Consider the following 21,890-nt stretch of genomic DNA (forward strand, 5'->3'; position numbering starts at 1 on the left):
TGAGCATTATGAGGTGTCAGATGTCGTTGTCCGCTTCGCCGGGCCTGATGGCCCGAACCGCCCCGCTCTATGACCGCGTAAAATCGGTGATCCCGTCGATCGAATGGCCGGCCTTTGCCGAGGACATCGACGCCATCCTGGCGCTGAAGCGCGAACGGGATGCCGTGATCCTAGCGCACAACTACCAGACGCCCGAGATCTTCCACTGCGTGGCCGACATCGTGGGCGACAGCCTGGCGCTGGCCCGCGAGGCCATGAAGGTCGATGCCGGGACGATCGTCCTGGCCGGCGTCCACTTCATGGCCGAGACGGCGAAGCTCCTGAACCCGGCCAAGCGCGTGCTGATCCCCGACCTCGGCGCCGGCTGCTCGCTCGCCGCCTCGATCACCGCCGCCGACGTCCGGCTGCTGCGCCAGCGCTATCCCGGCGTTCCGGTCGTCACCTATGTGAACACCTCGGCCGCGGTGAAGGCCGAGAGCGACATCTGCTGCACCTCCGGCAATGCCCGGAAGATCGTCGAGAGCCTCGGCGTGCCGAAGGTCATCATGCTGCCCGACGAATATCTCGCGCAGAACATCGCAGCCGAAACCGGCGTCGAGATCGTCACCTGGGCCGGGCACTGCGAGGTGCACGAACGCTTCACGGCGCGCGACATCCGGCAACTGCGCGCGGGCCATCCCGGCATCGTCGTGCTGGCCCATCCCGAATGCCCGCCCGAGGTCGTGGGCGAGTCCGATTTCACCGGCTCGACCGCGGCGATGATCGACTATGTCGACGTGAAGCGGCCAGCGCGGGTCGTCCTCGTGACCGAATGCTCGATGAGCGACAACGTCGCCGTCCAGCATCCCGATGTCGAGTTCATCCGGCCCTGCAATCTCTGCCCGCACATGAAGCAGATCACCCTGCCGAAGATCCGCCGCACGCTCGAGACGATGCTGCACGAAGTGACGATCGATCCCGCGGTGGCGCAGCCGGCCCGGCGCGCCGTCGAACGCATGCTGGAAATCTGAGGCCATGACGATGATCCCTTCTCTCCCCGCTCTGCTCGTCGAACCGGCCGTCCGCGCCGCCCTCCTCGAAGATCTCGGCCGAGCCGGCGATCTCACGACCGACGCGATCGTGCCGGCAACGGCACAGGCAAAGACCGTCATGGTCGCGCGCCAGCCCGGCGTCGTGGCGGGCCTCGCGGCGGCAGCAACGGCCTTCCGGCTGGTCGATCCGTCGATCGAGGTGACCGTCGAACGGCCGGACGGCACGACCCTCGCGCCTGGCGATCGCATCGCGACCATCACCGGTCCGGCGCGCGGCATGCTGACCGCCGAGCGCGTCGCGCTGAACTTCCTAGGGCATCTGAGCGGCGTCGCCAGCGGCGCGGCGACGCTCGTCGAAGCAGTGCGCGGCCACAAGGCGCGCATCTGCTGCACGCGCAAGACCATGCCGGGTCTGCGCGCGCTGCAGAAACATGCCGTGCGCGTCGGCGGCGGCATGAACCATCGCTTCGGCCTCGACGATGGCGTCCTCATCAAGGACAACCATGTCGCCGTGGCCGGCGGCATCCGGCCGGCGATCCTCGCGGCACGGCGCGGCGTCGGTCATCTGGTGAAGATCGAAGTCGAGGTCGATACGCTCGATCAGCTCGAAGAGGCGCTGGCGACCGGGGTCGATGCCGTCCTGCTCGACAACATGACGCCGGACCAGCTCGCCACGGCGGTCCGCATGATCGACGGGCGCGCCATCGCCGAAGCCTCCGGCCGCATCACGCCGCAGACGGCGCCGGCCATCGCGGCCAGCGGCGTCGATCTCATCTCAGCCGGCTGGCTGACGCACAGCGCCAGCGTCCTCGACATCGGCCTCGACTGGCAGAGCTAGATCGCTTTCCTCCCCATTCAAATGGGGAGGTGTCGGCTGAGCTCCGCTCAGCCCATCAGTTGCTCACTTCGCAGTGCTTGTTCAGTTCCTTGCAGATACGAAGCACGGCCTGAACGATGAGCGGTGCCGTCGAACTCTCGCCCTTACCGGCATGGCCCGCGATCAACAGTTGCGAGACGTCGTCGTTGAACGGCACGACGTTCAAGGTCGCCGTGCGATCTCCTTCAGCAATCTGGATGCGCCGGGCGCCGGGGTCCTGCATGAGAATGCGGACTGCATTGTTCCTGCGTGCGTGGTCGAGCGCCACCGCGAAGACCCTGTCGGCCGACGCGTCGAGGATGACTGTCGCGAAGTCATAGCCGGCGCGGCCATCCGGCTGGCTGCCCTCGGTCATCTGGTGGATGCGGCCCAGCGCCTTGCGGGCGACGAACACCCATTGCGCCTCGGCGGGCGCGAACGGCAGCGCCAGGCTCGCGAGCACGATGGCGGCAACGAACGGCTTGAAGATCTGGCGCATGTATCGGCTCCCCGGTGGAAGCCGCAGTTTACGCGAGTGTCGCCAGCGATGAAGCCGAGAATGGCGCCAGTTCGGAGAAGCGGCCGGCGCGGACCTTGGCGGCCCATTGCGGATCCGCGAGCAATGCACGCCCGACCGCGACCAGATCGAACTCGTCCCGCTCCAGCCGCGCTTCGAGTTCACCGAGATCGCCGATCTCGGAATCCTCGCGCGTCCGGAAGGTCTGCACGAAGTCGGCGCCCTTGAGGCCGACCGAGCCCACGGTGATCGTGGGCCTGCCGGTGAGCTTCTTGGTCCAGCCCGCGAGGTTGAGCGTCGAGCCCTCGAACTCGGGCTCCCAGAAGCGGCGCGTGGAGCAATGGAAGATGTCGGTGCCGGCGGCGGTGAGCGGCTCGAGGAAGCGCGCCAGCTCGTCGGGCGTCAACGCCAGCCGCGCCGTGAAGTCCTGCTGCTTCCACTGCGAGAAGCGGAAGATGATCGGGTAGTCCGCACCGACGCGGGCGCGGATCGCCTTCACGATGTCGGCCGCGAAGCGCGTGCGCTGCACGAAGTCGCCGCCCCATGCATCCTCACGCTTGTTCGCGCCTTCCCAGAAGAACTGGTCGACCAGGTAGCCGTGTGCGCCATGGACCTCGACGGCGTCGAAGCCGATCTCCTTGGCAACGCCTGCGGCGCGCGCGAAGGCATCGATCGTGTCGGCGATGTCGGCATCGCTCATCGGCGGGCCGACCTGCTTGCCGGACGCCGCCAGGCCCGACGGGCCATCGGACGGCGCTTCGGGGTTACGGCCGGTGCCGCTCTTGCGCATCATGCCCTGGTGCCAGAGCTGCGGCGCGATCTTGCCGCCGGCGCCATGGACCTCCGCAACCACGCGCCGCCAGCCGTCGAGGCTCGCCGGCGAATGGAAGTCGGGCACGTTGGTGTCGTTGGAGGCGGCCGGCCGGTCGACCGTCGTGCCCTCGGTGACGATCAACCCGACGCCACCCTCGGCGCGGCGGCGATAATAGGCCGCGACATCAGCACCCGGGATGCTGTCGGGACTCTTGGAGCGCGTCATCGGCGCCATCACCAGCCGGTTGGCCAGCGACTTGGACGTGAAGGGACGGAAGAGCGCGCTGGTCATGGGGGTCTCGCTCAGGGGAAGGCGACGTCGCCGTAAGGATAGAACTTCTTCAGGTCGACGTGCTTGTAGGGCAGGCCATCCAGCCGCACCGTGCCGAGGAAAGGCTCGACCGGCTCGACCAGCAGGATCGTCTTGGCGAAGCCGCTATCGTCGAAGCCGCGCCGGAAGTGCACGCGCGACTTGATGGCGATCGCCTTGAACTGCCCGAGGTCGAAACCCGGGCCTGCCAGTTCCGACGGCTCGACGATCTGCGTCAGATAGCGGCTGATCAGCACGACGTTGCCGCGACCGAAGCCGACGCTGACCCACAAGGTGCCACGCGCCTCCGCGACGCCGACCACCTTGCCTGTGATACGCACCGGCAGGCCGGCCGATTCGTCGGCGAGGCCGCCGATCTCGCGATCGAACGCGTCGCCCACTTTCACGCCCGCGGTCTTCAACTCGTCGATGGCCCTGGCGTCGGCGATGGTGGCGATCAGCGTGTCCGAGAGGTCCTGCTCGACCACTTCCTTCAGGATCCAGGTCGCATAGCCCGAGCGATCGCTGTGGTCGGCGAGCACGACGGGCGTCTCGCCGCGCGCCATGGCGTCCTTGGCGAGCCGGACGCCCTCGGGAATCGGATGGACCTTGGCGGTATTGAGCAGCGCCTCGCGGCGGCGCCAGGCCCAGGATGACATGTCGTCGGCGACCTTGCGGGCCAACGCCGCATTGCCGTTGGTCATGACCTGAAAAGTAAGACCGACATCGGGCACGTCGGCGAAGGGAAAGCCGAAGAAGACGTTCACATAGACATCGGGTTCGCGCGCTTCCCACACGAGCGCGCGCTGCACCAGGTCCATCCACGGTGAGGCGCCGGTCCATTGCAGCACGGTCGGCGTGATGATCGGCACCTTCACCGTCACCGTGGCCGGCGCGTAATCGCCGCGGATCGCGCGCACCAGCATGCGCGCCGCACGCTGGCCCTGCAGATGGCTGTCGTAGTGCGGGAAGTATTTGACCGTGAAGGCCATGTCGGCCTGGGCCAGGAACTCGGCATCCTCGTTGCCATGCGGATCGAAGGTGCCGACGATGAAGGCCGCGCGGCCGACCACCTCGCGCACCCGCCGCGCGATGTCGGCTTCCGGCCGCGCCACGCCGCGCACGCCCATCGCGCCGTGCAGGCTGAGATAGACGCCGTCGAACGGCCCCTGCTCCCTGAGGCCCGCGATCATGCGGTCAAGGAAGGTCTCGTAGGCTTCTTCCGTAATCCAGCCCGAGCCGGTGCCGGTGCGCGGCCACAGCGGCGATTCGATGCCGACAAGCTCGACGCCGTCATACTCGCGCGCCACCTTCACGAACCCACCCATGTAGGACTTGGGATCGTGCGCCAGCAGCTTTTCGCCGCTGGCGGGTGAACCGGGATAGGTGAAATCGGCGAGCGTGGTGTCGTTCGGAAGGAACGTCACCGTCTCGTGGGCGAACTGCAGGACGGCGATACGCATCGCGCCGCCCGCCTCCTTAGCGCGTCGGAACCGGGCGTTCGCCGGAATAGTCGTAGAAGCCGCGCTTGACCTTGCGGCCGATCCAACCGGCCTCGACATACTTCACGAGCAGCGGGCACGGGCGATACTTGGAATCGGCCAGGCCCTCGTGCAGCACCTGCATCACCGACAGGCAGGTATCGAGGCCGATGAAGTCGGCGAGTTCCAGCGGGCCCATCGGATGGTTGGCGCCCAGCTTCATGCCGGTGTCGATCGCCTCGACGTTGCCGACGCCCTCGTAGAGCGCATAGACCGCCTCGTTGATCATCGGCAGCAGGATGCGGTTCACGATGAAGGCCGGGAAGTCCTCGGCATTGACCGGCTTCTTGTCGAGCTTGACCACGACCTCGCGGACCGTGCGGAAGGTCTCTTCTTCCGTCGCGATGCCGCGGATCAGCTCGACCAGGCCCATCAGCGGGACCGGGTTCATGAAGTGCATGCCCATGAACTTGCCGGGACGGTCGGTCACCGCGGCGAGCCTCGTCACCGAGATCGACGAGGTGTTGGTGGCGAGCAGGACGTTGGCCGGCAGGCCCTCGCAGACCTTCTTGAAGATCTCGCGCTTCACCGCCTCGTTCTCGGTCGCCGCTTCGACGATCAGGTCGCAGTCGGCGAACGGCTTGTAGTCGGTGGCGGTCGAGATACGTCCGAGCGCCGCATCCTTGTCCTCGGGGCGGATCATGCCGCGGCTGATCTGCCGGTCCATGTTCCGTCCGATCGCGTCGATGCCCTTGTCGAGATGGGACTGGTCGATATCCGCGAGGCGGATCTCGTATCCCTTCAACGCGCAGACATGGGCGATGCCGCTGCCCATCTGGCCAGCGCCGATGACGCCGATGCGCTTGATCATGATGGGTATCCTCGGGTTACTTTACTTTTTCTCGACCGCGGCGGTCAGCTCGGGGACGATCTGGAACAGGTCGCCCACGATGCCGTAATCGGCAACCTGGAAGATCGGCGCTTCCTCGTCCTTGTTGATCGCGACGATGGTCTTGCTGTCCTTCATGCCGGCGAGATGCTGGATCGCGCCGGAGATGCCGATGGCGATGTAGAGGTCGGGCGCCACCACCTTGCCGGTCTGGCCGACCTGGTAGTCGTTCGGCACGTAACCCGCATCGACCGCGGCGCGGCTGGCGCCGAGTCCGGCGCCGAGCTTGTCGGCCAGGGTCTCGAGCATCTTGAAGTTCTCGCCGCTCTGCAGGCCACGGCCGCCGCTGACGACGATCTTGGCGCTGGTCAGCTCGGGGCGCTCGCTCTTGGAGAGCTCGGCGCCGACGAAGGACGACAGGCCCGCGGTGCCGGTGCCGGCGATCTGCTCGATCGCGGCCGAACCGCCGCCCGCCGCCGCCTTGAAGTTGGTCGGACGCACGGTGACGATCTTGATCTTGTCGGCGGTCTGGACGGTGGCCATCGCGTTGCCGGCATAGATCGGACGCACGAAGGTGTCGGGCGAGACAACCTGGATCGCCTCGGAGACCTGCGCGACGTCGAGCAGGGCCGCGACGCGCGGCGCCACGTTCTTGCCGACCGAGTCGGCCGCCATCACGACGTGGCTGTAGTTCGGCGCGAGCTTCACGACGAGCGGCGCGATGTCCTCGGCCAGCCAGTTGGCGTAGGCCGCATCTTCGGCCTGCAGCACCTTGGCGACGCCCTGGATCGCAGCGGCCGACTTGGCGGCCTCGCCGGCGTTGCTGCCAGCCACCAGGACATGAACCTCGGGGTCCATCTGGGCCGCGGCGGCCACGGCGTTGAAGACGTTGGCGCGAACGGTCTTGCCGTCATGCGCGGCGACAACGAGGACGGCCATCTCAGATCACTCCCGCTTCGTTGCGCAGCTTCTCGACCAGCTCCGCGACGGTCTTCACCTTGATGCCGGCCTTGCGCTTCGGCGGCTCTTCGACCTTCAGGGTCTTGAGGCGCGGCGCGACGTCGACACCCAGCGCGTCGGGCGCCAGCGTCTCGATCGGCTTCTTCTTGGCCTTCATGATGTTGGGAAGCGACGCGTAGCGCGGCTCGTTCAGGCGCAGGTCGGTGGTGATCACCGCCGGCATCTTGATCTTGATGTTCTCGAGGCCGCCGTCGACCTCGCGCTTCACCTCGACCGAGCCGTCGGCGACGTTCAGCTTGTTGGCGAAGGTGCCGACCGACCAGCCGAGCAGCGCGGCCAGCATCTGGCCGGTGGCGTTGGAGTCGTCGTCGATCGCCTGCTTGCCGACGATCACCAGGCCGGGCTGTTCCTTGTCGACCACCGCCTTGAGCAGCTTGGCGACGGCCAGCGGCTGCAGTTCGACGTCGGTCTGGACGAGGACGCCGCGGTCGGCGCCCATGGCGAGCGCGGTGCGGATCGTCTCCTGGCACTGGGCCGGGCCGGCGGAGAAAGCGATGATTTCGGTCGCTGCGCCCTTCTCTTTCATGCGGATCGCCTCTTCCACGGCGATCTCATCGAAGGGATTCATGGACATCTTGACGTTAGCCGTCTCGACACCCGTGTTGTCGGCCTTTACGCGGATCTTGACGTTGTAGTCGATGACCCGCTTGACCGCGACCAGCACTTTCATCGCGTTGCGCCTATCGGTGAGTTGCGGCCGGACTGTTCCCGTCCGGCGAAGGGGTTTTCGTGTAGGGGTGTTGAGCCGATCATGTCAAGGCTATGGCGCACTGCACAAAATCGCAGGGTGAAAGATTTTTCCCCTATCTTTCAACAGCTTGGCTGATTAGCGCGCGCCGCCCGGCACCCACAGCACATCTGCTGCGCCATTGTCGTTGAGCCTCCGGGCCAGCACGAAGAGGTGGTCGGACAGGCGATTGATGTACTTGATCGCCTCCCGATTGACCTCCTGCTCGATGGCCAGCCGGGTCATGCACCGCTCGGCGCGCCGCGCCACGGTCCGCGCCAGGTGCAACCACGACGCAGCCTCGCTGCCGCCCGGCAGGATGAAAGAGTTGAGCGGCTGCAACTCGGCATTCATCGCATCGATCTCGCGTTCGAGACGCTCGACCTGCGACGCGACCATGCGCAGCGCCGGCTCGTCGCGCTTGGTCTTGCCTTCCGGCGTGCACAGATCGGCGCCGAGATCGAACAGGTCATTCTGGATGCGGCCCAGCATCGCGTCAGCCTCAGCAAGACGCGCATCGCCGCCACCGGCGCGCGCGATGGCGTTGCGCGCAAGGCCGATCACGGAGTTCGCTTCGTCCGTCGTGCCATAGGCTTCGACGCGGATGTCGTGCTTGGCCACGCGCTCGCCGCGACCGAGCGAGGTCTGCCCCGTGTCGCCACCCCGCGTGTAGATGCGATTGAGCGTGACCGCCATCGCCTAGCCCCGGCTTGCAAGATACCAGAGCAGGATCAGCACAACGGTGAGCAACTGCAGGCGCACGCGCCACCACATGAACTTGTTACTGCGACGGCTGCCCTCGATGTTGCCGTCCTGGTTCTGGCTCATGTTGATGAGACCGGCGAACAGCATACCGAGCGTGGCGAACGCCGACACCAGCACGAGGACGAAAAGGACGTTGGCGAGGGTCATGGGCTTTTATCCCGCATTGTGCCGACCCGCGCCAGTACGGGCGCCCGCCCAGGGCCGCGCATCGCGCGAGGCTGCCGTGCCGGTGGCGAGGCGGAAGATCGTCTCGGCCGTCTGCTCGGCGGACCAGAGTGCTGCATGCACGGTGCCGTACTCGACCGGCTCGGTCGCCTCACCCGCGAAGAACACGCGGTTGCCGAGCGGCCGTGCATGCGCGGTGCAATCGTCGGGATCGCTGCCGACACCGGGATAGGAATATCCGCCGCGCGACCACGGATCGCTCAGCCAGCGCGGGAAGACCATCGCCTCGGGCTCGGGAATGTCGTCACCGAACATCGCGCGCAGGGATCTCATGGCAACGGCGGTCACTTCCGCGTCGCTCGCCTCGCGGTCGAGATGGATGGCGGTATGGCCGTTGCAGAAGCTCAGCAGGATCGGCAGGCCGGTCTCCTGCTGATGACTGACGAAGGTGTTGAAACCGCCGCGCCTCTCCGGCGAGTCAGGCAACCGCCCGAACCATTTCGGCGACTCCGGCCAGAAGCGATGCGGAAAGCGAAGGTAGATCTTGCCGAGTACACCGGCGCCGTAGCCGATGCGACCGATGGCGATGCGCTGCAATTCCGGCGGGAGCGGATCGAGCGCCGGCAGTCCGGCGCGCAGCAAACCGACCGGCACTGCGATCACAGCACGGTCCGCTTCGATACGCTCGCCGCTCTGCAGAATCGCCGTCACGCCGTTGCCCGTCCAGACGACGCGTTCGACGGCGGCGGCCTGACGGATGTCGAGCCCATGCGCCACGTCGTCGACGAGTTGCCGGTAGCCGCCCTTGGGCTGGGCATTGCGTTCGAGGCCCTCGGTCGGAAACCACTCCTCCGCCGCCACCGCATCCCACGGCGCACTCTGCACGCCCTCGCTCATCTCGACAAAGGTCGCGACGACCAGCCGGTCGATGACTGGCAGCCACGAAGCCGTCAGCAACGGCTCGACAGCCTCGCGCACCGAGATCGAGCGCGGACCGCGAATGCGGGTCAGCGCCTTGCTCTTCCAGCCCGCCCATTCGATGGCGGTCTTGAAGGCCATCCGGCCCAGCACCGCGCGGCGGCGCTGGCCTTCGCGCGTCGGTGAGGTCGCACGCTTGTCGATCAGCAGCCGGTCGCCCTGGTTCTCAACCAGCTCGACGCCGAGCTTCTCGCACCACAAAGTGAGCGGATTGCCATCGACGCCGTGCACCCAGGAACCGCCGAGGTCGACCGGCGCACCGACACGATCGTCGGTCCAGGTACGGCCACCGATGCGGCCCCGCGCTTCGAGTACGCTGACGACAAAGCCCGAATCGTGCAGCAGCCGCGCCGCGACCAGGCCGGCCATGCCGGCGCCGACGACGACGACCCGCTCGCCGTTGCCCGCGCCCATCGACCAGGAGCCGGTCACGCTCATATCCGCGGTGTCCAGGCCAGCATCGGCAGCGACGACATCGCGTCGAACGTCCGCCCACCGGCCGCACGCAACGTCTCGGCATCCGCATAGGGAGCGCCGACATAGGCCAGCGCGCGCATGCCCGCCGAACGCGCCGCCTGGATGCCGGGCAGCGAATCCTCGACCACCGTGCAGTCGAACGGCTGCTGGTCCATCTGGATGGCGGCGTGCAGAAAGAGATCGGGGAACGGTTTTCCGCGCGGCACGTGGCTCGAGCTGAAGATCCTTCCCTCGAAGCGCTCCCACAGGCCGGTGATGCCCAGGGTCACCCGCATCTTGTCGAGCCCGCCTGAGCTCGCGACGCAGGTCTGGAGGCCCGCCGCCTCGATCGCGTCGATCGCTTCCGCGACGCCAGGCACCGCCCGCAGCGGCGCATCGCGAAAGGCCTGCAACGTGTCGGCCTGCAGCCGGTCGACGAAATCGGCCGGCAAGGCGCGGCCAAGTTCGGCCTCGACGATCTCCACGCAGGATTTCATCGAGCGGCCCATCAGGCGGCGCATCGTGTCCTCGACACTCCAGTCGAGCCCCTCGCGACCGAGCGCGTGGGCGAAGCAGGTGTTGGCGAGGGGCTCGCTGTCGACCAGCACCCCGTCGCAATCGAATATGACCAGCACGCCCCGAGGAGTATCAGTAAGGCTTGTCGCCTGCCACCGTGACGCGGTTGCCGCTGCGGGTGTGCGGCCAGTAGTCCCACATCGCGCGATGCTGAACGCAGCGATTGTCCCAGAACGCGATGGAATTCTCCTGCCAGCGGAAGCGGCACTGGAAGAGCGGGTTTTCCATGTGTTCGTAGAGATAGCGCAGGATCGCGTCGCTCTCGTCGCGCGGCAGGCCGACCAGCGAGCGGGTGAAGCCGCGATTGACGTAGAGCGCCTTCTTGCCCGTCACCGGATGCGTCCGCACCACCGGATGCACGGCGCGCGGATACTCCGGCTTCTCGACCACGTTGAAGTTCTTGTAGAGACCGCGATAGACCGACTCGCCGTCATGGACCGCGGTCAGTCCGTCGAGATAGGTCTTCATGCGATCCGACAGCGATTCGTAGGCCGCGTACATGCTGGCGAACAGCGTGTCGCCGCCCTTGGGCGGAGCCTTCTTGATATAGAGGATGCTGCCCATCGGCGGCTCGAGATCGCAGCTCACGTCGGTGTGCCAGCCCTCGCCGTTGGCGCGCGGAGAGTCCTTGTCGGCGTGGATGATCATCAGCTCGGGCTTGCCGGGTTCGCTGGGTGCCGCGGGATGGGTGTGCAGGTCGCCGAACAGGCGGCCGAACGCCAGGTGCTGATCCTGGCTGATGTGCTGGTCGCGGAAGAAGATCACCGAATTCTCGGCCAGCGCCCGATGGATCTCGTCCTGCTGCCGGTTAGACAACGGCTTGCTGAGATCGATGCCGCCGATCTCGGCGCCGAGGATCGGCGTCAGCTTGTCGATGGTGATCGTCTCGTACGGTGCGCTCTCGTCGGCGTTGTGACGATAACGCGGGCCGGCATTGGCGCTCAGGGATCCTGCCATGGCTCTCTCCTACTCAACCTTGATGTTGGCACGACGAATGATCTGCCCCCACCGCTCCTTCTCGGAGCGCGTGAAGGCGGCAAAGTTCTCGGGGCTCATCAGCTTGGGCGTCCCGCCCAGCGCCGCGAGCCTCTCCAGCACCTCGGGCTGCGCCGCGACAGTGTGAAGGTCGGCATTGATGCGCTGCACGATCTCGCGCGGCGTGGCCCTGGGCACATAGAAGCCGGTCCAGGTCGTGAGCTGCACGTCGGGGAAACCCGCCTCGACCGCCGTCGGCATGTCGGGCACGGCGGCATAGCGCTCGCTGTCGGTGACGAACAATCCCTTCAGCGCGCCACGGTCCATCGCGATCTTGGCGTTGACCGTGTCGATCATCATGAAAGTGAGCAGGCCGCTCTGCACATCGGGGATGGCTTGCGGGTTGCTCTTGTAGCCGACATAGACCGCGTCGACACCGGCCGCCATCTTGTAGAGTTCGGACGCCACGCGCGCCGGCAACGCGCCCGCGCCGTAATTGTACTTGCCGGGTTCGGCTTTGAGTCTCGCCGTCAGTTCGGCCGCCGTGTTGATCGGGCTGTTCCTGTCGACCAGCAGCACGAAGGGCGAGGTGCCCATGCGCGAGATCGCCTGGAAATCCTCGACCGGATCATAGGGCAGCTTGTCGTAGATCGCTGGATTGACGGCCTGCGTCATCGCCGAGGTGGCGAAGATCGTGAGCCCGTCAGGCTTCGCGCGCGCCACCGACTCGGCGGCCGGAATGCCGTTGCCACCGCCCTTGTTGTCGATGACGACCGGCTGGCCCCACAGTGCCGAGAGCCGTTCGGAATAGATGCGCGCACTGATGTCGGTGGCGGCGCCCGCCGGGAACGGCACGACCATCGTGACCCGGCCCGCAGGGAATTTCTGCGCGCGTACGATCGCCGGCGCCGCGAAGGCCGCAACGCCCAGTCCCATCCCGAACCGCCGTCTGCCGAACATGCTTCCTCGTCGTTTCTTGTTGTCGTGAAGGCTAGACCCTTTTGCGGCGGCCCGCCGGGCTTAAGTCGACAGAATCCGTATTACGGAATAGCGTCCCGTGCATGGCCATCGAACCCGTCCGCCGCAGTTTCGCGATCCTCGAGGCGCTCAGCCGGCGCCCGCACGGCACGATTGCGGCTTTGGCGGACGAGACCGGCCTGCCCCGCCCCACCGTCGCCCGCCTGCTCGGCACACTCGTCGAACTGGGGTACGCGACGCAGGTGTCGCGGCTGATCGGCTACCGGCTGACCGACCGCGTGCTGGGTCTCGCCCAGGGCATCCGCTTCATCGATCGTTTCGTCGACGCGGCCGCACCGCACCTGCATCGCTTCACGCAGACGCATGGCTGGCCGCTCTATCTCGGGGCGGTCAGCCATCGGGCGATCACGATCCGCTATTCGACCGCCGCCGAGAGTCCGATGTCATTCGAGCGCACCGCGCTGCACCGGCGCAGCCCCATCCTGTCGGGCGCACTCGGCCGCGCCTGGCTCGCTTTCTCCGCAGAAGATGAGCGCCGCGCGATCCTGCGCGATCTCGGCGTGCGCTACGATGCGAAACTGGCCGCCGACTTCGCGCGCATCAAGCGCGACGGGCACGCCTTCGCGGTCCTGCCGCGGGCGGGCCGGCTGCAGGGCATCGCCGTTCCGATCCGCAAGCGCGATCGCGTGCTGGGCTGCATCTCGATGCGGTTCGTGCGTTCGGCCATGAGCGAGGCCGAAGCCGGTGCGCGTTTCGGCGCACCGCTCGCGGCACTCGCACGCGCCATCGCCACGGACGCCGCAAGCTAGTAGCTTGCGCCAAAATCATCGTCGGCACTTCTGGAGGAAACATGACGACGTTCGACGCCATCGCGACGCAGGCCGTGCGCAAAGCCGCTCATCTGGAGCCGGGCTTCGTGCACAAGGCCGACATCGAGGCCACCGCGCGCAAGCTGGCGGCTCGCAAGAAGAAGCCCAACATCCTGATCTACCTGATGGACGATGTCGGCTGGGGCGACTTCGGTTGCTACGGCGGCGGCGTGGCCGTGGGCGCACCGACGCCCAACTTCGACAAGATCGCGCGCGGCGGGCTGCAGCTCACGTCCTGCTATTCGGAACCTTCCTGCTCGCCTTCGCGCGCCACGCTGCACACCGGCCGCGTGCCCAACCGCCATGGCCTGCACCGTCCGCCGATGTATGGTGAACCCGGTGGCCTGCAGGGCGAGATCACGCTGCCGATGCTGCTCAGCCAGGCCGGCTACACGACGCAGGCCGTCGGCAAGTGGCATCTTGGAGAAAACGTCGAGAGCCAGCCGCAGCATGTCGGCTACGACGATTTCTACGGCTTCCTCTCGGTGTCCGACATGTACACCGAGTGGCGCGACCCGCATTTCTTCCCCGAGATCGTCTATTCGGAAGCGCGCACCGAGTGGATCAAGAACATGCCGTTCAATCGCTGCTTCGTACACGCGACCAAGGGCAAGGAACTGACCAACGTCGAGGAGGTGACGATCCCCGTCCTCTCCGAACTCGACGAGAAGTGGTGCAAATACTCCGAGGAGTTCATCGCCAAGCAGGCCAAGGCTGACAAGCCGTGGCTGCTCTATCACTGCACGCGCGGCGCCCACTTCGATAACTATCCGAACGAAAAGTATCTCGGGAAGTCGCCGGCAAAGCATCCCTACAAGGACACGCTGCTCGAACTGGACGAGATCATGGGCCGCCTGGTCGAGGCGCTGCGCAAGTCGGGCCAGCTCGAGGACACGCTGATCTTCATCTCGTCCGACAACGGCCCGCACATGGAGACGTGGCCGGACGCGGCCTTCACGCCGTTCCGCTGCGCCAAGGGCTCGACCTGGGAAGGCGGCGTGCGCGTTCCCGGCCTGATGTACTGGCCCGGCACGATCGACGCCGGCCGCCAGAGCGACGGGCTGTTCGACTTCAATGACATCGTGCCGACCGCACTCGGCCTCGCGGGGGCGTCGGACCTGCTGCCGTCCGACCGTTACATCGACGGCATCGACCAGAGTTCTTTCCTGCTGGCGCCCGACGGTCTCTCGAACCGCAAGTACCATTACTACTGGCTCAGCCAGACCTTCTCGGGCATGCGCTGCGGCGAATACAAGATGGTGCTGTCGGCCACGAGCGACAACGCAACCGACGCCTTTGGCACCGGCGGCTTCACCGGCGTGCTGGAACGCTACGCCTATCCGAAGCTGTTCAACCTCTATCTCGATCCGAAAGAGCAGCACAATTACCTGACGCGCAAGCTGGCCTACATCGAGGCGTTCCAGCTCGGCATGCGCAACCACCTGGGCACGTTCAAGAAGTACCCCGCGAAGAAGGTCATGGGCATCAAGGTCGCCGACAAGCGCGACTGAGGTCGTTTGCGACATGATGAAGAAGAGCACCCCGCCCGCCAGTCCCGACGCCTACGTGAAGGCGTTGCGGGGCTGGCGGCGTGAGTGCGTCGAGACACTGCGCGAAACTGTCCGCGCAGCGTCAGCCTTCGAGGAAGCCATCAAGTGGGGCCACCTCGTCTACTTCGCGCACGGCCCCGTCCTCCTGATCCGCGCCGAGGAAGAGAGAGTCCTGTTCGGCTTCTGGCGCGGAAAGCGCCTGCAAACGATCGAGCCCCGGCTGAAGCCGGGTGGAAAGTATGAAATGGCCACCCTGGAACTTCGCAAGGACGTGACCATCGATGCGAAGACGGTCCGTCACCTCGCCCTCGAGGCCAGCTCGCTCAACAAGACCTTGGGCGACCCGACCAATATCTAGGCACGTGAAACTGTCGTCCTGAGCGCGGCGAAGGACCTCACAGAGCGACCAAAGTGCTCCATTGCTGGCGTGAGATCCTTCGCTGCGCTCAGGATGACATGAGATAGACGACCTCAGAGATTGGCGGCGTCGACCACGCGGCACATGGCATTGCGGACATAGTTCGAATCCGCCGTCTGGCCGGCCTGGATCATGAAGACGGCATCGACCCGCGTGCCGCCGCCGGACTTGCGGGCGGAGATCCGCAGGGTCTGGGGACGTCCCGAACCGCTCGTCTCCTGCACGGCGGTGAGCGCGCCGGCCTCGGCATCGACGCCGATATTGCTGAAACCCTCCGCCAGCATGGCGGCGCGCAGGTTCTTGAGCGCGGCGGCCTGCGGCAGGTTGGGAAACTCCCGCCAGGTGCGGAAGTTCATCGCCGTGACGCGCGCCGTTCCCTCGACGACGAAGTTCCGCTGGCAGTCACTTTGCACCATGCCCTGTCCCCAGGCCGATACGGACGCGAAGGCAGCAACGACGGCGCAAGCGGCGGCGAACAACCTCATAAGCCCTCCAAAAACACGGCAAAAGGTTTCATCGCATAGCATGTGATTCGGGGGATAAGTGCTTCTCCGCCCTGCGGAAATCCCACATTGCCGGTCCGGCGGAGTCGCGGCACCCTTCGCAGGTAAACGGTCGTTTACCAAGCAGCTCGAGTTTAGGGAGAGCGCACCATGAAGCTCATGTGGTTCCACCTGATGCCGTACACGGAGCTTCCAGCGGACTTCAACAAGAAGCACCCGTCCGTGTGGGTCGACATCCATTCGTCGCTGTTCGACCCCAAGCGGGCGCACCACATGTACAACGACTTCATGGACGAGCTCGAATACGCCGCCGAGCTCGGCTACGACGCGATCTGCGTGAACGAGCATCATTCCAACGGCTACGGCCTGATGCCCTCGCCCAACCTGATCGCCTCCTCACTCGCGCGCCGCACAACCGACACCGCCCTCTGCGTCATGGGCAACTCGCTGGCGCTCTACAATCCGCCGACGCGGGTCGCCGAAGAGTTCGCGATGATCGACTGCATCTCGGGTGGCCGGCTGATCGCGGGCTTCCCGGTCGGCTCGCCGATGGACACCTGCTACGCCTACGGCCAGAACCCGAGCCTGCTGCGCGAGCGCTATCTCGAGGCGCACGACCTGGTGAAGAAGGCGTGGACCGAGAAGGACACGTTCGCCTTCAACGGCCGCTACAACCAGCAGCGCTACGTCAACATCTGGCCGCGCCCGATCCAGGACGACCCGCATCCGCCGATCTGGATTCCCGGCGGCGGCTCGGTCGAGACGTGGCGGTGGTGCGCTGAGATGGACTACGTCTACTGCTACCTCTCGTACTACGGCTACAAGGCCGGCCTCGCGACGATGCAGGGCTTCTGGGACGAGATGGAGAAGCTCGGCAAGGACCGCAATCCCTACCGCGCCGGCTTCCTGCAGTTCGTCGGCGTGGCCGAGAGCCGCCAGCAGGCGCTCGACCTCTATACGGAGCCGGCCGAGTATTTCTACGGCCGCTGCCTGCACATCGATCCGCGCTTCGCCCAGCCGCCCGGGTACACGACCGAGGCGACCCAGCGCGCCGGCATCCAGAGCATGGTGTCGAAGGCCGCCAACGTCGCCAATCCGGCGGCCAAGGCGGCGCTCAAGGCCACCAACATGAAGGACATCGTCGACGGCGGGTACGTCATCATCGGCACGGCCGACGAAGTGGCGGAGCAGATCCGCCACGTGGCGACCAGCCTCAACGTCGGCAACCTGATGCTGCTGCTTCAGTACGGCAACATGGGCAAGGACCTCACCAAGTACAACACGCGCCTGTTCGCCGAGCAGGTGATGCCGAAGGTGAAGGGCCTGTTCGGCGAGTGGGAAAACAAGTGGTGGCCCAAGCCGATGGCCAAGAGCCAGCGCGCCGCGATCTCGCCGTTCCGTCCGCAAACCGTCGCCGCGGAGTAGTCGCTTGTCCCAGCCTGCAACGACCACCGTCGACGTCAACGGCCACCCCTGCCGCGTCTGGACCAAGGGCAAGGGCCCCAAGCTCGGCTTCCTGGCAGGCCTCGGCGGCCTGCCGCGCTGGTTGCCGTTCCTCGACCGGCTGGCCGAAAGCCGGACCGTCATCGCGCCGTCCCTGCCCGGCTATCCTGGGGCAACCGGCCACACCGAACTCGACACGCATCTCGACTGGGTGCTGGCGGTCCGTCAGCTCGTCGACAAAGCGGGCCTCGCCGGCGCCGACCTGGTCGGCGCCTCGGTCGGCGGCGCCTTTGCCGCCGAAATGGCGGCGATCTTCCCCGGCCATGTCGGCAAGCTCGCCCTGATCGCCCCGTTCGGCCTGTTCGACGACAAGGAGCCCGCCGAGGATCCCTGGGCGCAGCGCAAGGACGTGCTGCCCGGCCTGATGTGCGCCGAGGCGGCCAACTGGCACAACCTGGTCGCCGCGCCCGACGGCGCCAATTCGGTGGAATGGCCGATTGAGATGACCCGGGCCTCCGAGGCCGCCGCGCGGGCCTTCTGGCCGCTCGGCAACACGCGGCTGGAAAAGCGGCTGGGCCTGATCGCGGCACCGACTCTGATCCTGTGGGGCGAGCGGGACGGCCTGCTGCCGCCGAGTTATGCCACGAAGTTTGCGGAGGGGATCAACGGCGCCACACGCGTCGAAACCGTCGCGAATGCCGGCCATCTGGCCTATCTCGACCAGCCCGATGCGGTCGCGAAGGCCGTGCTGGCGCATTTTGCCTGAAAACCTCACGCCCTTGGTGGTTGCTTCGCCGGTTCGGATCGCTATTGTCCGGCGCGTTAGGGGTTTTGCGAGGTACACGGCAATGACGATCCGTTCGATGAAGATGACCGCAGGCGTTTCCTTGTTCGCGGCGGTTCTGGCGATCGGCGTGGCGCTGCCCGAGCGGCAGGCGTCGGCCCAGGTGACGGCCGTGCCGCGCGAGGGCGTGGCCTTCAACAACGTGGTCACGCAGCGGGTCAAGATCGAGTCGGCCGATCCGGAAAGCCGCACCGTCGCCTTCACCATGCCGAACGGCCAGCTCGAGATCCTCCCGGTCTCCGACGCCGTCAAGAACCTGGATGCGATCGACGACGGTTCGTTTGCCAACGTCACCTACTCCGAGGTGGTGACCATGCTGAACCTGCGCCAGAAGGGCCCGGGCGCGCAGCTCGCCCGCAAGGACCAGATGGGCGCGACGAACCAGACCGACGTCGAGGCCGGCCGCTTCACGCTCACGGTCGTCGGCGTCGACCTCGGCAAGAATTCCGTCTCGGTGATCGACGGCCGCGGCGGCCCGGTCCGCACCTACACGGCCAATTCGATCGCCAAGCAGGACATGCTGAAGAAGATCAAGGTGGGCGATGTCGTGATCGGCATGACGACGCCGCTGACGATCACGTCGATCACGCCGGCGCGCTGATCGCTCCTACAGACCGAATCGAAACGGCCGGCATTCGCCGGCCGTTTTCTTTTGTGCGTCAGGCGACGTTCACGTCTTCCCAGAAGCCGATCCAGTGATCGACGGGCTTCATCTTTTCCTGGGGCGCCTCGTAGGACCAGGCGGCACGCGGGCTGCGCGTCCCACCCTCGACCACATCGTAGAACTGCACGCCGTGCGGACACTTGAGGTCGCTACCGGTCTTGGGCGTCAGCTTCAGCAGATCCATTCGCACCGTGTCGCGCGGGAAATAGCGATAGCCGTCGACCTCGAGCGTGCGATCGCTCTCGGCGATGACCTTGCCTTGCCAGATTGCCTTCATGACGACCTTCCCGTCTTGAATGTAGGTCTCAGTATTGGTCGCGCCGCCTCACCCAGCTCATCGTGAATGCAAGCCCGTCCTCGTCGCGGCCTTTCGAGGTCAGATCCAGCAGATGGTAAGTGCCGTTCAGCATGTCAACGCCGCGGGCATAGGTCGAATAGGTGTGATAGATCGCACCGTCGTCGTCCCGGCGGAAGGCGCTGAAGCCCGGCATCTCGCCGGGGCCGACCTTCATCGTCCCGAAATTGTAGTCGACGCCGTCCTCGCCCGGCCGTGAACTCACCTTGTAGTCGAAGTTGAAGTCGCTTCCGCCCGAGGACACCCAGCGGAAGGTCCAGCCCATCCGCCGGCGGTAGGCATCGAGCGTCGCCAGCGGCGCCCGTGAAACGGCGACGAAGGCCGTGTCGCGATGCGCGAGATGGATATCGATCCCGTTGAAGTTGTCGCCCCAGAAGGAGCAGCTCTTGCAGCCCTCGGTCCAGTCCGGACCGAACATGAAGTGATAGACGAGGAGCTGCCCGTGTCCGCCGAACAGGTCGGCGAGCGACACGCGCCCCTCGGCCGCCTCGAAGGCATAATCCTTCTCGACCCGCTCCCAGGGCAGCGCCCGGCGCTGGCGCGACAGCTCGTCCCGCAGCCGCGTGAATTCCTTTTCCTTCGCCAGCAGTTCGCGGCTGGCCGCGAGCCAGGCCTCGTGCGAGACGACGGGATGCGTGGTCATGCTGCCCTCCCGAGGAAAGCCACGAGCTTGTCGAACGTGCCGGCCCAGCCGCGCTGGTGATTGCCGAAGCTGTTCTCGTCGACGAACGGCCCATGGACCAGGATCAGCTCGGTGCGGCTGCCGAGGGCCCGCAGCTCGACGCGGACCGTGGTTTCATGGCCGCGCGGTTTCGCGAAATCGCCATCGGCATGATGGGCCCAGGTGAAGACGAGCCGCTCGGGCCGCACGACCTCGAGATAGACGCCCGAAGAGGAGAAGACGCCGCCGGAAAAGCGACCGTCGACCCGCCACGCGCCGCCCCGCCGGACGTCGATCTCGCAGACCGTGATCTCAACGCCGGGCGGGCACATCCACTGGACGAACAGGTCCTGCTTCGTCCACGCGTCGAACACGCGGTCGCGCGATGCATCGAAAATCCGGCTGACATGCAGCGTGTTGTTATCGAGCCTTGCGTCGGGCATGGGGCTTTCCTTTCGTCGGCTTGGGAGCGGGTTCCGGTTCGGTGCGATTCAGGAAGGCGTCGAGCCGGTCGAAGCTCGCCTCCCAGAACTTGCGGTAGTGCTCGATCCAGTCGGCCGCGGCGCGCAGCCCCTCGCCGCGCAGCTCGCAACGGCGCCATTGCGCCTCGGTGTGGCGCTCGATCAGCCCGGCATCCGTCAGCACCTTGAGATGCCGCGACACCGCCGGCAGCGACATCTCGAACGGCTCGGCCAGCTCGCCGACCGTGGCACCGCCACTGGCAAGTCGCGCGAGGATCGCGCGCCGGGTTGGGTCGGCGAGGGCTGAGAAGGTCTGGGAGAGCGCATCCATATTTAACAATTATGTTAAATACAGAAGACCGTCAAGTCATTACCCGGCACGTCGTCGACGACCGCAATCGCGTGGCACATCATTGCGACCCGCGATTGAAGGCCGCGGCGTCGACCTTTAAGAAAGCGCGCCCTGCACGGAGCTGAAGCGTATGGAGTCGATCTACCGCGTCGAAGGCGCCATTGCCGAGACGAGCACCTTTGCCGGCGGTCCGTGGAGTCCGAAACTCCAGCACGGCGCGGCGCCATCATCGCTGATCTGCTGGGCGGTCGAACGCCTGCCCTCGCCTGTGCCGATGCGCGTCGCCCGTCTCACCGTCGACCTGATGCGGCCGGTGCCGGTCGCGCCGCTCACCATCGAAACGGAGATCGTCCGCGAGGGCCGCAAGATCCAGCTCGTGTCGCTGCGCCTGCTCGCCGACGGCGCCGAGGTCGTGCGCGCGAGCGCGCTGCGCATCCGCGTCGATCCGAAGGAGATGCCGGCCATCGCCAACGGGCCGCCGGTCGAACTTCCGATGCCGGAACTCTGCGCCCCGCCCGAATTCTTCGCGACCGAGACGCCGTTCCTGAAGGGTATCGAGATGCGCACGGCGAAGGGCGGCTTCCGCATCCCCGGCCCGGCCGCCGTCTGGTATCGCGCGACGCGCCCCATCGTGGAGGGCGCGGACATCTCGCCCCTGATGCGCGCCGTAATCGCCGCCGATTTCTGCAACGGCACCTCGTCGGTCTTCGACATGAACGAGTGGACGTTCATCAATGCCGACCTGACCGTCAGCCTCGGCCGCGAGCCGGTCGGCGAATGGGTGCTGCTCGATGCCGAGACCTGGATCGGCCCCGACTCGGTCGGCATCGCCGCCGCACGACTGGCCGATTGCCAGGGCTATTTCGGCCGCGCCGTGCAGAGCATCATCTTCGAGAAGCGCTGAAGGAGGCCATCATGCTGATCGTGCTCGCCGACGCCCGGTTCGATCCCGCCCAGGCCGCCGATGTCGCGGCCGTCGCACGTCCGATGGTCGAGGCCTCGCGCGCCGAAGCCGGATGCGCCGGCTACGACTATGCCTTCGACATGCTCGAACCCGGCCTGATGCGCGTGCGCGAATGGTGGAAGGACGAGCAGGCGCTGAAGGACCATTTCGCGACGCCGCACATGGCCGTCTTCCTCAAGGCGCTGCGCGCGCTCAAGCCGAAGTCGGTCGCCATCAAGTGCCACGAGCTCGGTCCCGAGCGGCCGATGCCGAACGGCTAGTTCATATCC

27 protein-coding genes are annotated in these 21,890 nt (G+C 66.3%); 10 read left to right on the top strand and 17 right to left on the bottom strand.

Annotated elements, in window-relative coordinates; translation table 11 throughout:
• The first annotated feature begins 20 nt into the window (after positions 1-20).
• Complete coding sequence (gene nadA, locus AC1RP5_RS15465) at positions 21-1,010, top strand: quinolinate synthase NadA (protein ID WP_493111901.1); 990 nt, start codon at positions 21-23, stop codon at positions 1,008-1,010.
• Positions 1,011-1,014: 4 nt separating this feature from the next.
• Positions 1,015-1,869, top strand: coding sequence for a carboxylating nicotinate-nucleotide diphosphorylase (gene nadC, locus AC1RP5_RS15470; protein WP_493111902.1), 855 nt, complete (start codon positions 1,015-1,017; stop codon positions 1,867-1,869).
• A 55-nt stretch (positions 1,870-1,924) separates the two neighbouring features.
• On the opposite strand, the gene AC1RP5_RS15475 is transcribed toward nadC, so the two are convergent.
• From AC1RP5_RS15475 to AC1RP5_RS15530, 12 genes are all read right to left on the bottom strand, one after another.
• The gene (locus AC1RP5_RS15475; RefSeq protein ID WP_493111904.1) at positions 1,925-2,386 is read right to left on the bottom strand and encodes a hypothetical protein; all 462 of its coding nucleotides are present in this window, start codon (positions 2,384-2,386) and stop codon (positions 1,925-1,927) included.
• Positions 2,387-2,414: 28 nt separating this feature from the next.
• The gene (locus tag AC1RP5_RS15480; protein WP_493111906.1) at positions 2,415-3,509 is read right to left on the bottom strand and encodes an NADH:flavin oxidoreductase; all 1,095 of its coding nucleotides are present in this window, start codon (positions 3,507-3,509) and stop codon (positions 2,415-2,417) included.
• A gap of 11 nt (positions 3,510-3,520) precedes the next feature.
• Entirely contained in the window at positions 3,521-4,990 is a 1,470-nt protein-coding gene (locus AC1RP5_RS15485) for a M81 family metallopeptidase (protein ID WP_493111909.1), read from the bottom strand.
• A 16-nt stretch (positions 4,991-5,006) separates the two neighbouring features.
• A complete protein-coding gene (locus tag AC1RP5_RS15490) occupies positions 5,007-5,888 on the bottom strand; it encodes a 3-hydroxybutyryl-CoA dehydrogenase (RefSeq protein WP_493113373.1) in 882 nt (293 codons plus the stop codon).
• 12 nt (positions 5,889-5,900) lie between these two features.
• Positions 5,901-6,836: an electron transfer flavoprotein subunit alpha/FixB family protein gene (locus tag AC1RP5_RS15495; protein ID WP_493111911.1), complete on the bottom strand. Its 936-nt coding sequence runs from the start codon at positions 6,834-6,836 to the stop codon at positions 5,901-5,903.
• A 1-nt stretch (position 6,837) separates the two neighbouring features.
• The gene (locus AC1RP5_RS15500) at positions 6,838-7,587 is read right to left on the bottom strand and encodes an electron transfer flavoprotein subunit beta/FixA family protein (RefSeq protein WP_493111912.1); all 750 of its coding nucleotides are present in this window, start codon (positions 7,585-7,587) and stop codon (positions 6,838-6,840) included.
• A gap of 156 nt (positions 7,588-7,743) precedes the next feature.
• Positions 7,744-8,340, bottom strand: a complete 597-nt coding sequence (locus tag AC1RP5_RS15505; RefSeq protein ID WP_493111914.1) for a cob(I)yrinic acid a,c-diamide adenosyltransferase — start codon at positions 8,338-8,340, stop codon at positions 7,744-7,746.
• A 3-nt stretch (positions 8,341-8,343) separates the two neighbouring features.
• On the bottom strand, positions 8,344-8,556 hold the full coding sequence (locus AC1RP5_RS15510) for a twin transmembrane helix small protein (RefSeq protein WP_493111915.1): 213 nt from the start codon (positions 8,554-8,556) through the stop codon (positions 8,344-8,346).
• A gap of 6 nt (positions 8,557-8,562) precedes the next feature.
• Positions 8,563-9,984, bottom strand: a complete 1,422-nt coding sequence (locus AC1RP5_RS15515; RefSeq protein WP_493111917.1) for a flavin monoamine oxidase family protein — start codon at positions 9,982-9,984, stop codon at positions 8,563-8,565.
• Between the two features lie 2 nt (positions 9,985-9,986).
• Positions 9,987-10,643 (bottom strand): HAD family hydrolase, encoded by a 657-nt coding sequence (locus AC1RP5_RS15520; protein ID WP_493111919.1) that lies wholly within the window; start codon positions 10,641-10,643, stop codon positions 9,987-9,989.
• Positions 10,644-10,656: 13 nt separating this feature from the next.
• A complete protein-coding gene (locus AC1RP5_RS15525; protein ID WP_493111920.1) occupies positions 10,657-11,541 on the bottom strand; it encodes a TauD/TfdA dioxygenase family protein in 885 nt (294 codons plus the stop codon).
• 9 nt (positions 11,542-11,550) lie between these two features.
• Positions 11,551-12,519, bottom strand: coding sequence for a Bug family tripartite tricarboxylate transporter substrate binding protein (locus AC1RP5_RS15530; protein WP_493111922.1), 969 nt, complete (start codon positions 12,517-12,519; stop codon positions 11,551-11,553).
• Between the two features lie 101 nt (positions 12,520-12,620).
• Between AC1RP5_RS15530 and AC1RP5_RS15535 the strand changes: the two genes are divergently transcribed.
• Genes AC1RP5_RS15535 through AC1RP5_RS15545 form a run of 3 tightly spaced genes read left to right on the top strand, consistent with a single transcriptional unit; the run spans position 12,621 to position 15,314 of the window.
• Positions 12,621-13,346, top strand: a complete 726-nt coding sequence (locus tag AC1RP5_RS15535) for a helix-turn-helix domain-containing protein (protein ID WP_493111924.1) — start codon at positions 12,621-12,623, stop codon at positions 13,344-13,346.
• Positions 13,347-13,387: 41 nt separating this feature from the next.
• Entirely contained in the window at positions 13,388-14,917 is a 1,530-nt protein-coding gene (locus AC1RP5_RS15540; protein WP_493111926.1) for an arylsulfatase, read from the top strand.
• Positions 14,918-14,930: 13 nt separating this feature from the next.
• Positions 14,931-15,314, top strand: a complete 384-nt coding sequence (locus AC1RP5_RS15545; protein ID WP_493111928.1) for a DUF1801 domain-containing protein — start codon at positions 14,931-14,933, stop codon at positions 15,312-15,314.
• Between the two features lie 113 nt (positions 15,315-15,427).
• On the opposite strand, the gene AC1RP5_RS15550 is transcribed toward AC1RP5_RS15545, so the two are convergent.
• Positions 15,428-15,859: a hypothetical protein gene (locus tag AC1RP5_RS15550; protein ID WP_493111930.1), complete on the bottom strand. Its 432-nt coding sequence runs from the start codon at positions 15,857-15,859 to the stop codon at positions 15,428-15,430.
• A 168-nt stretch (positions 15,860-16,027) separates the two neighbouring features.
• Between AC1RP5_RS15550 and AC1RP5_RS15555 the strand changes: the two genes are divergently transcribed.
• The 3 genes from AC1RP5_RS15555 (at position 16,028) to AC1RP5_RS15565 (ending at position 18,765) form a co-directional block, all read left to right on the top strand.
• Complete coding sequence (locus AC1RP5_RS15555; RefSeq protein ID WP_493111931.1) at positions 16,028-17,302, top strand: LLM class flavin-dependent oxidoreductase; 1,275 nt, start codon at positions 16,028-16,030, stop codon at positions 17,300-17,302.
• A 4-nt stretch (positions 17,303-17,306) separates the two neighbouring features.
• Positions 17,307-18,086 carry an alpha/beta fold hydrolase gene (locus AC1RP5_RS15560; RefSeq protein WP_493111933.1) on the top strand — a complete coding sequence of 260 codons (780 nt, stop codon included), beginning with the start codon at positions 17,307-17,309 and terminating at the stop codon, positions 18,084-18,086.
• Between the two features lie 97 nt (positions 18,087-18,183).
• A complete protein-coding gene (locus AC1RP5_RS15565; RefSeq protein WP_493111935.1) occupies positions 18,184-18,765 on the top strand; it encodes a hypothetical protein in 582 nt (193 codons plus the stop codon).
• 58 nt (positions 18,766-18,823) lie between these two features.
• On the opposite strand, the gene AC1RP5_RS15570 is transcribed toward AC1RP5_RS15565, so the two are convergent.
• Genes AC1RP5_RS15570 through AC1RP5_RS15585 form a run of 4 tightly spaced genes read right to left on the bottom strand, consistent with a single transcriptional unit; the run spans position 18,824 to position 20,636 of the window.
• On the bottom strand, positions 18,824-19,105 hold the full coding sequence (locus AC1RP5_RS15570; protein WP_493111937.1) for a DUF427 domain-containing protein: 282 nt from the start codon (positions 19,103-19,105) through the stop codon (positions 18,824-18,826).
• 28 nt (positions 19,106-19,133) lie between these two features.
• Positions 19,134-19,826 (bottom strand): DUF899 domain-containing protein, encoded by a 693-nt coding sequence (locus tag AC1RP5_RS15575; protein WP_493111938.1) that lies wholly within the window; start codon positions 19,824-19,826, stop codon positions 19,134-19,136.
• A complete protein-coding gene (locus AC1RP5_RS15580) occupies positions 19,823-20,287 on the bottom strand; it encodes an SRPBCC family protein (RefSeq protein ID WP_493111940.1) in 465 nt (154 codons plus the stop codon). The genes AC1RP5_RS15575 and AC1RP5_RS15580 overlap by 4 nt, the downstream gene beginning before the upstream one ends.
• Complete coding sequence (locus AC1RP5_RS15585; protein WP_493111942.1) at positions 20,265-20,636, bottom strand: ArsR/SmtB family transcription factor; 372 nt, start codon at positions 20,634-20,636, stop codon at positions 20,265-20,267. Before AC1RP5_RS15585 ends, AC1RP5_RS15580 begins: the two co-directional genes overlap by 23 nt.
• 151 nt (positions 20,637-20,787) lie before the next feature.
• Here AC1RP5_RS15585 and AC1RP5_RS15590 point away from each other — a divergent pair, with 151 nt between their 5' ends.
• Both AC1RP5_RS15590 and AC1RP5_RS15595 read left to right on the top strand, forming a co-directional pair.
• The gene (locus AC1RP5_RS15590) at positions 20,788-21,561 is read left to right on the top strand and encodes a thioesterase family protein (protein WP_493111944.1); all 774 of its coding nucleotides are present in this window, start codon (positions 20,788-20,790) and stop codon (positions 21,559-21,561) included.
• An 11-nt stretch (positions 21,562-21,572) separates the two neighbouring features.
• Entirely contained in the window at positions 21,573-21,881 is a 309-nt protein-coding gene (locus AC1RP5_RS15595) for a putative quinol monooxygenase (protein WP_493111946.1), read from the top strand.
• The last annotated feature ends 9 nt before the right edge of the window (positions 21,882-21,890 follow it).

The organism is Reyranella sp. GW821-FHT12G01, from assembly GCF_058806575.1.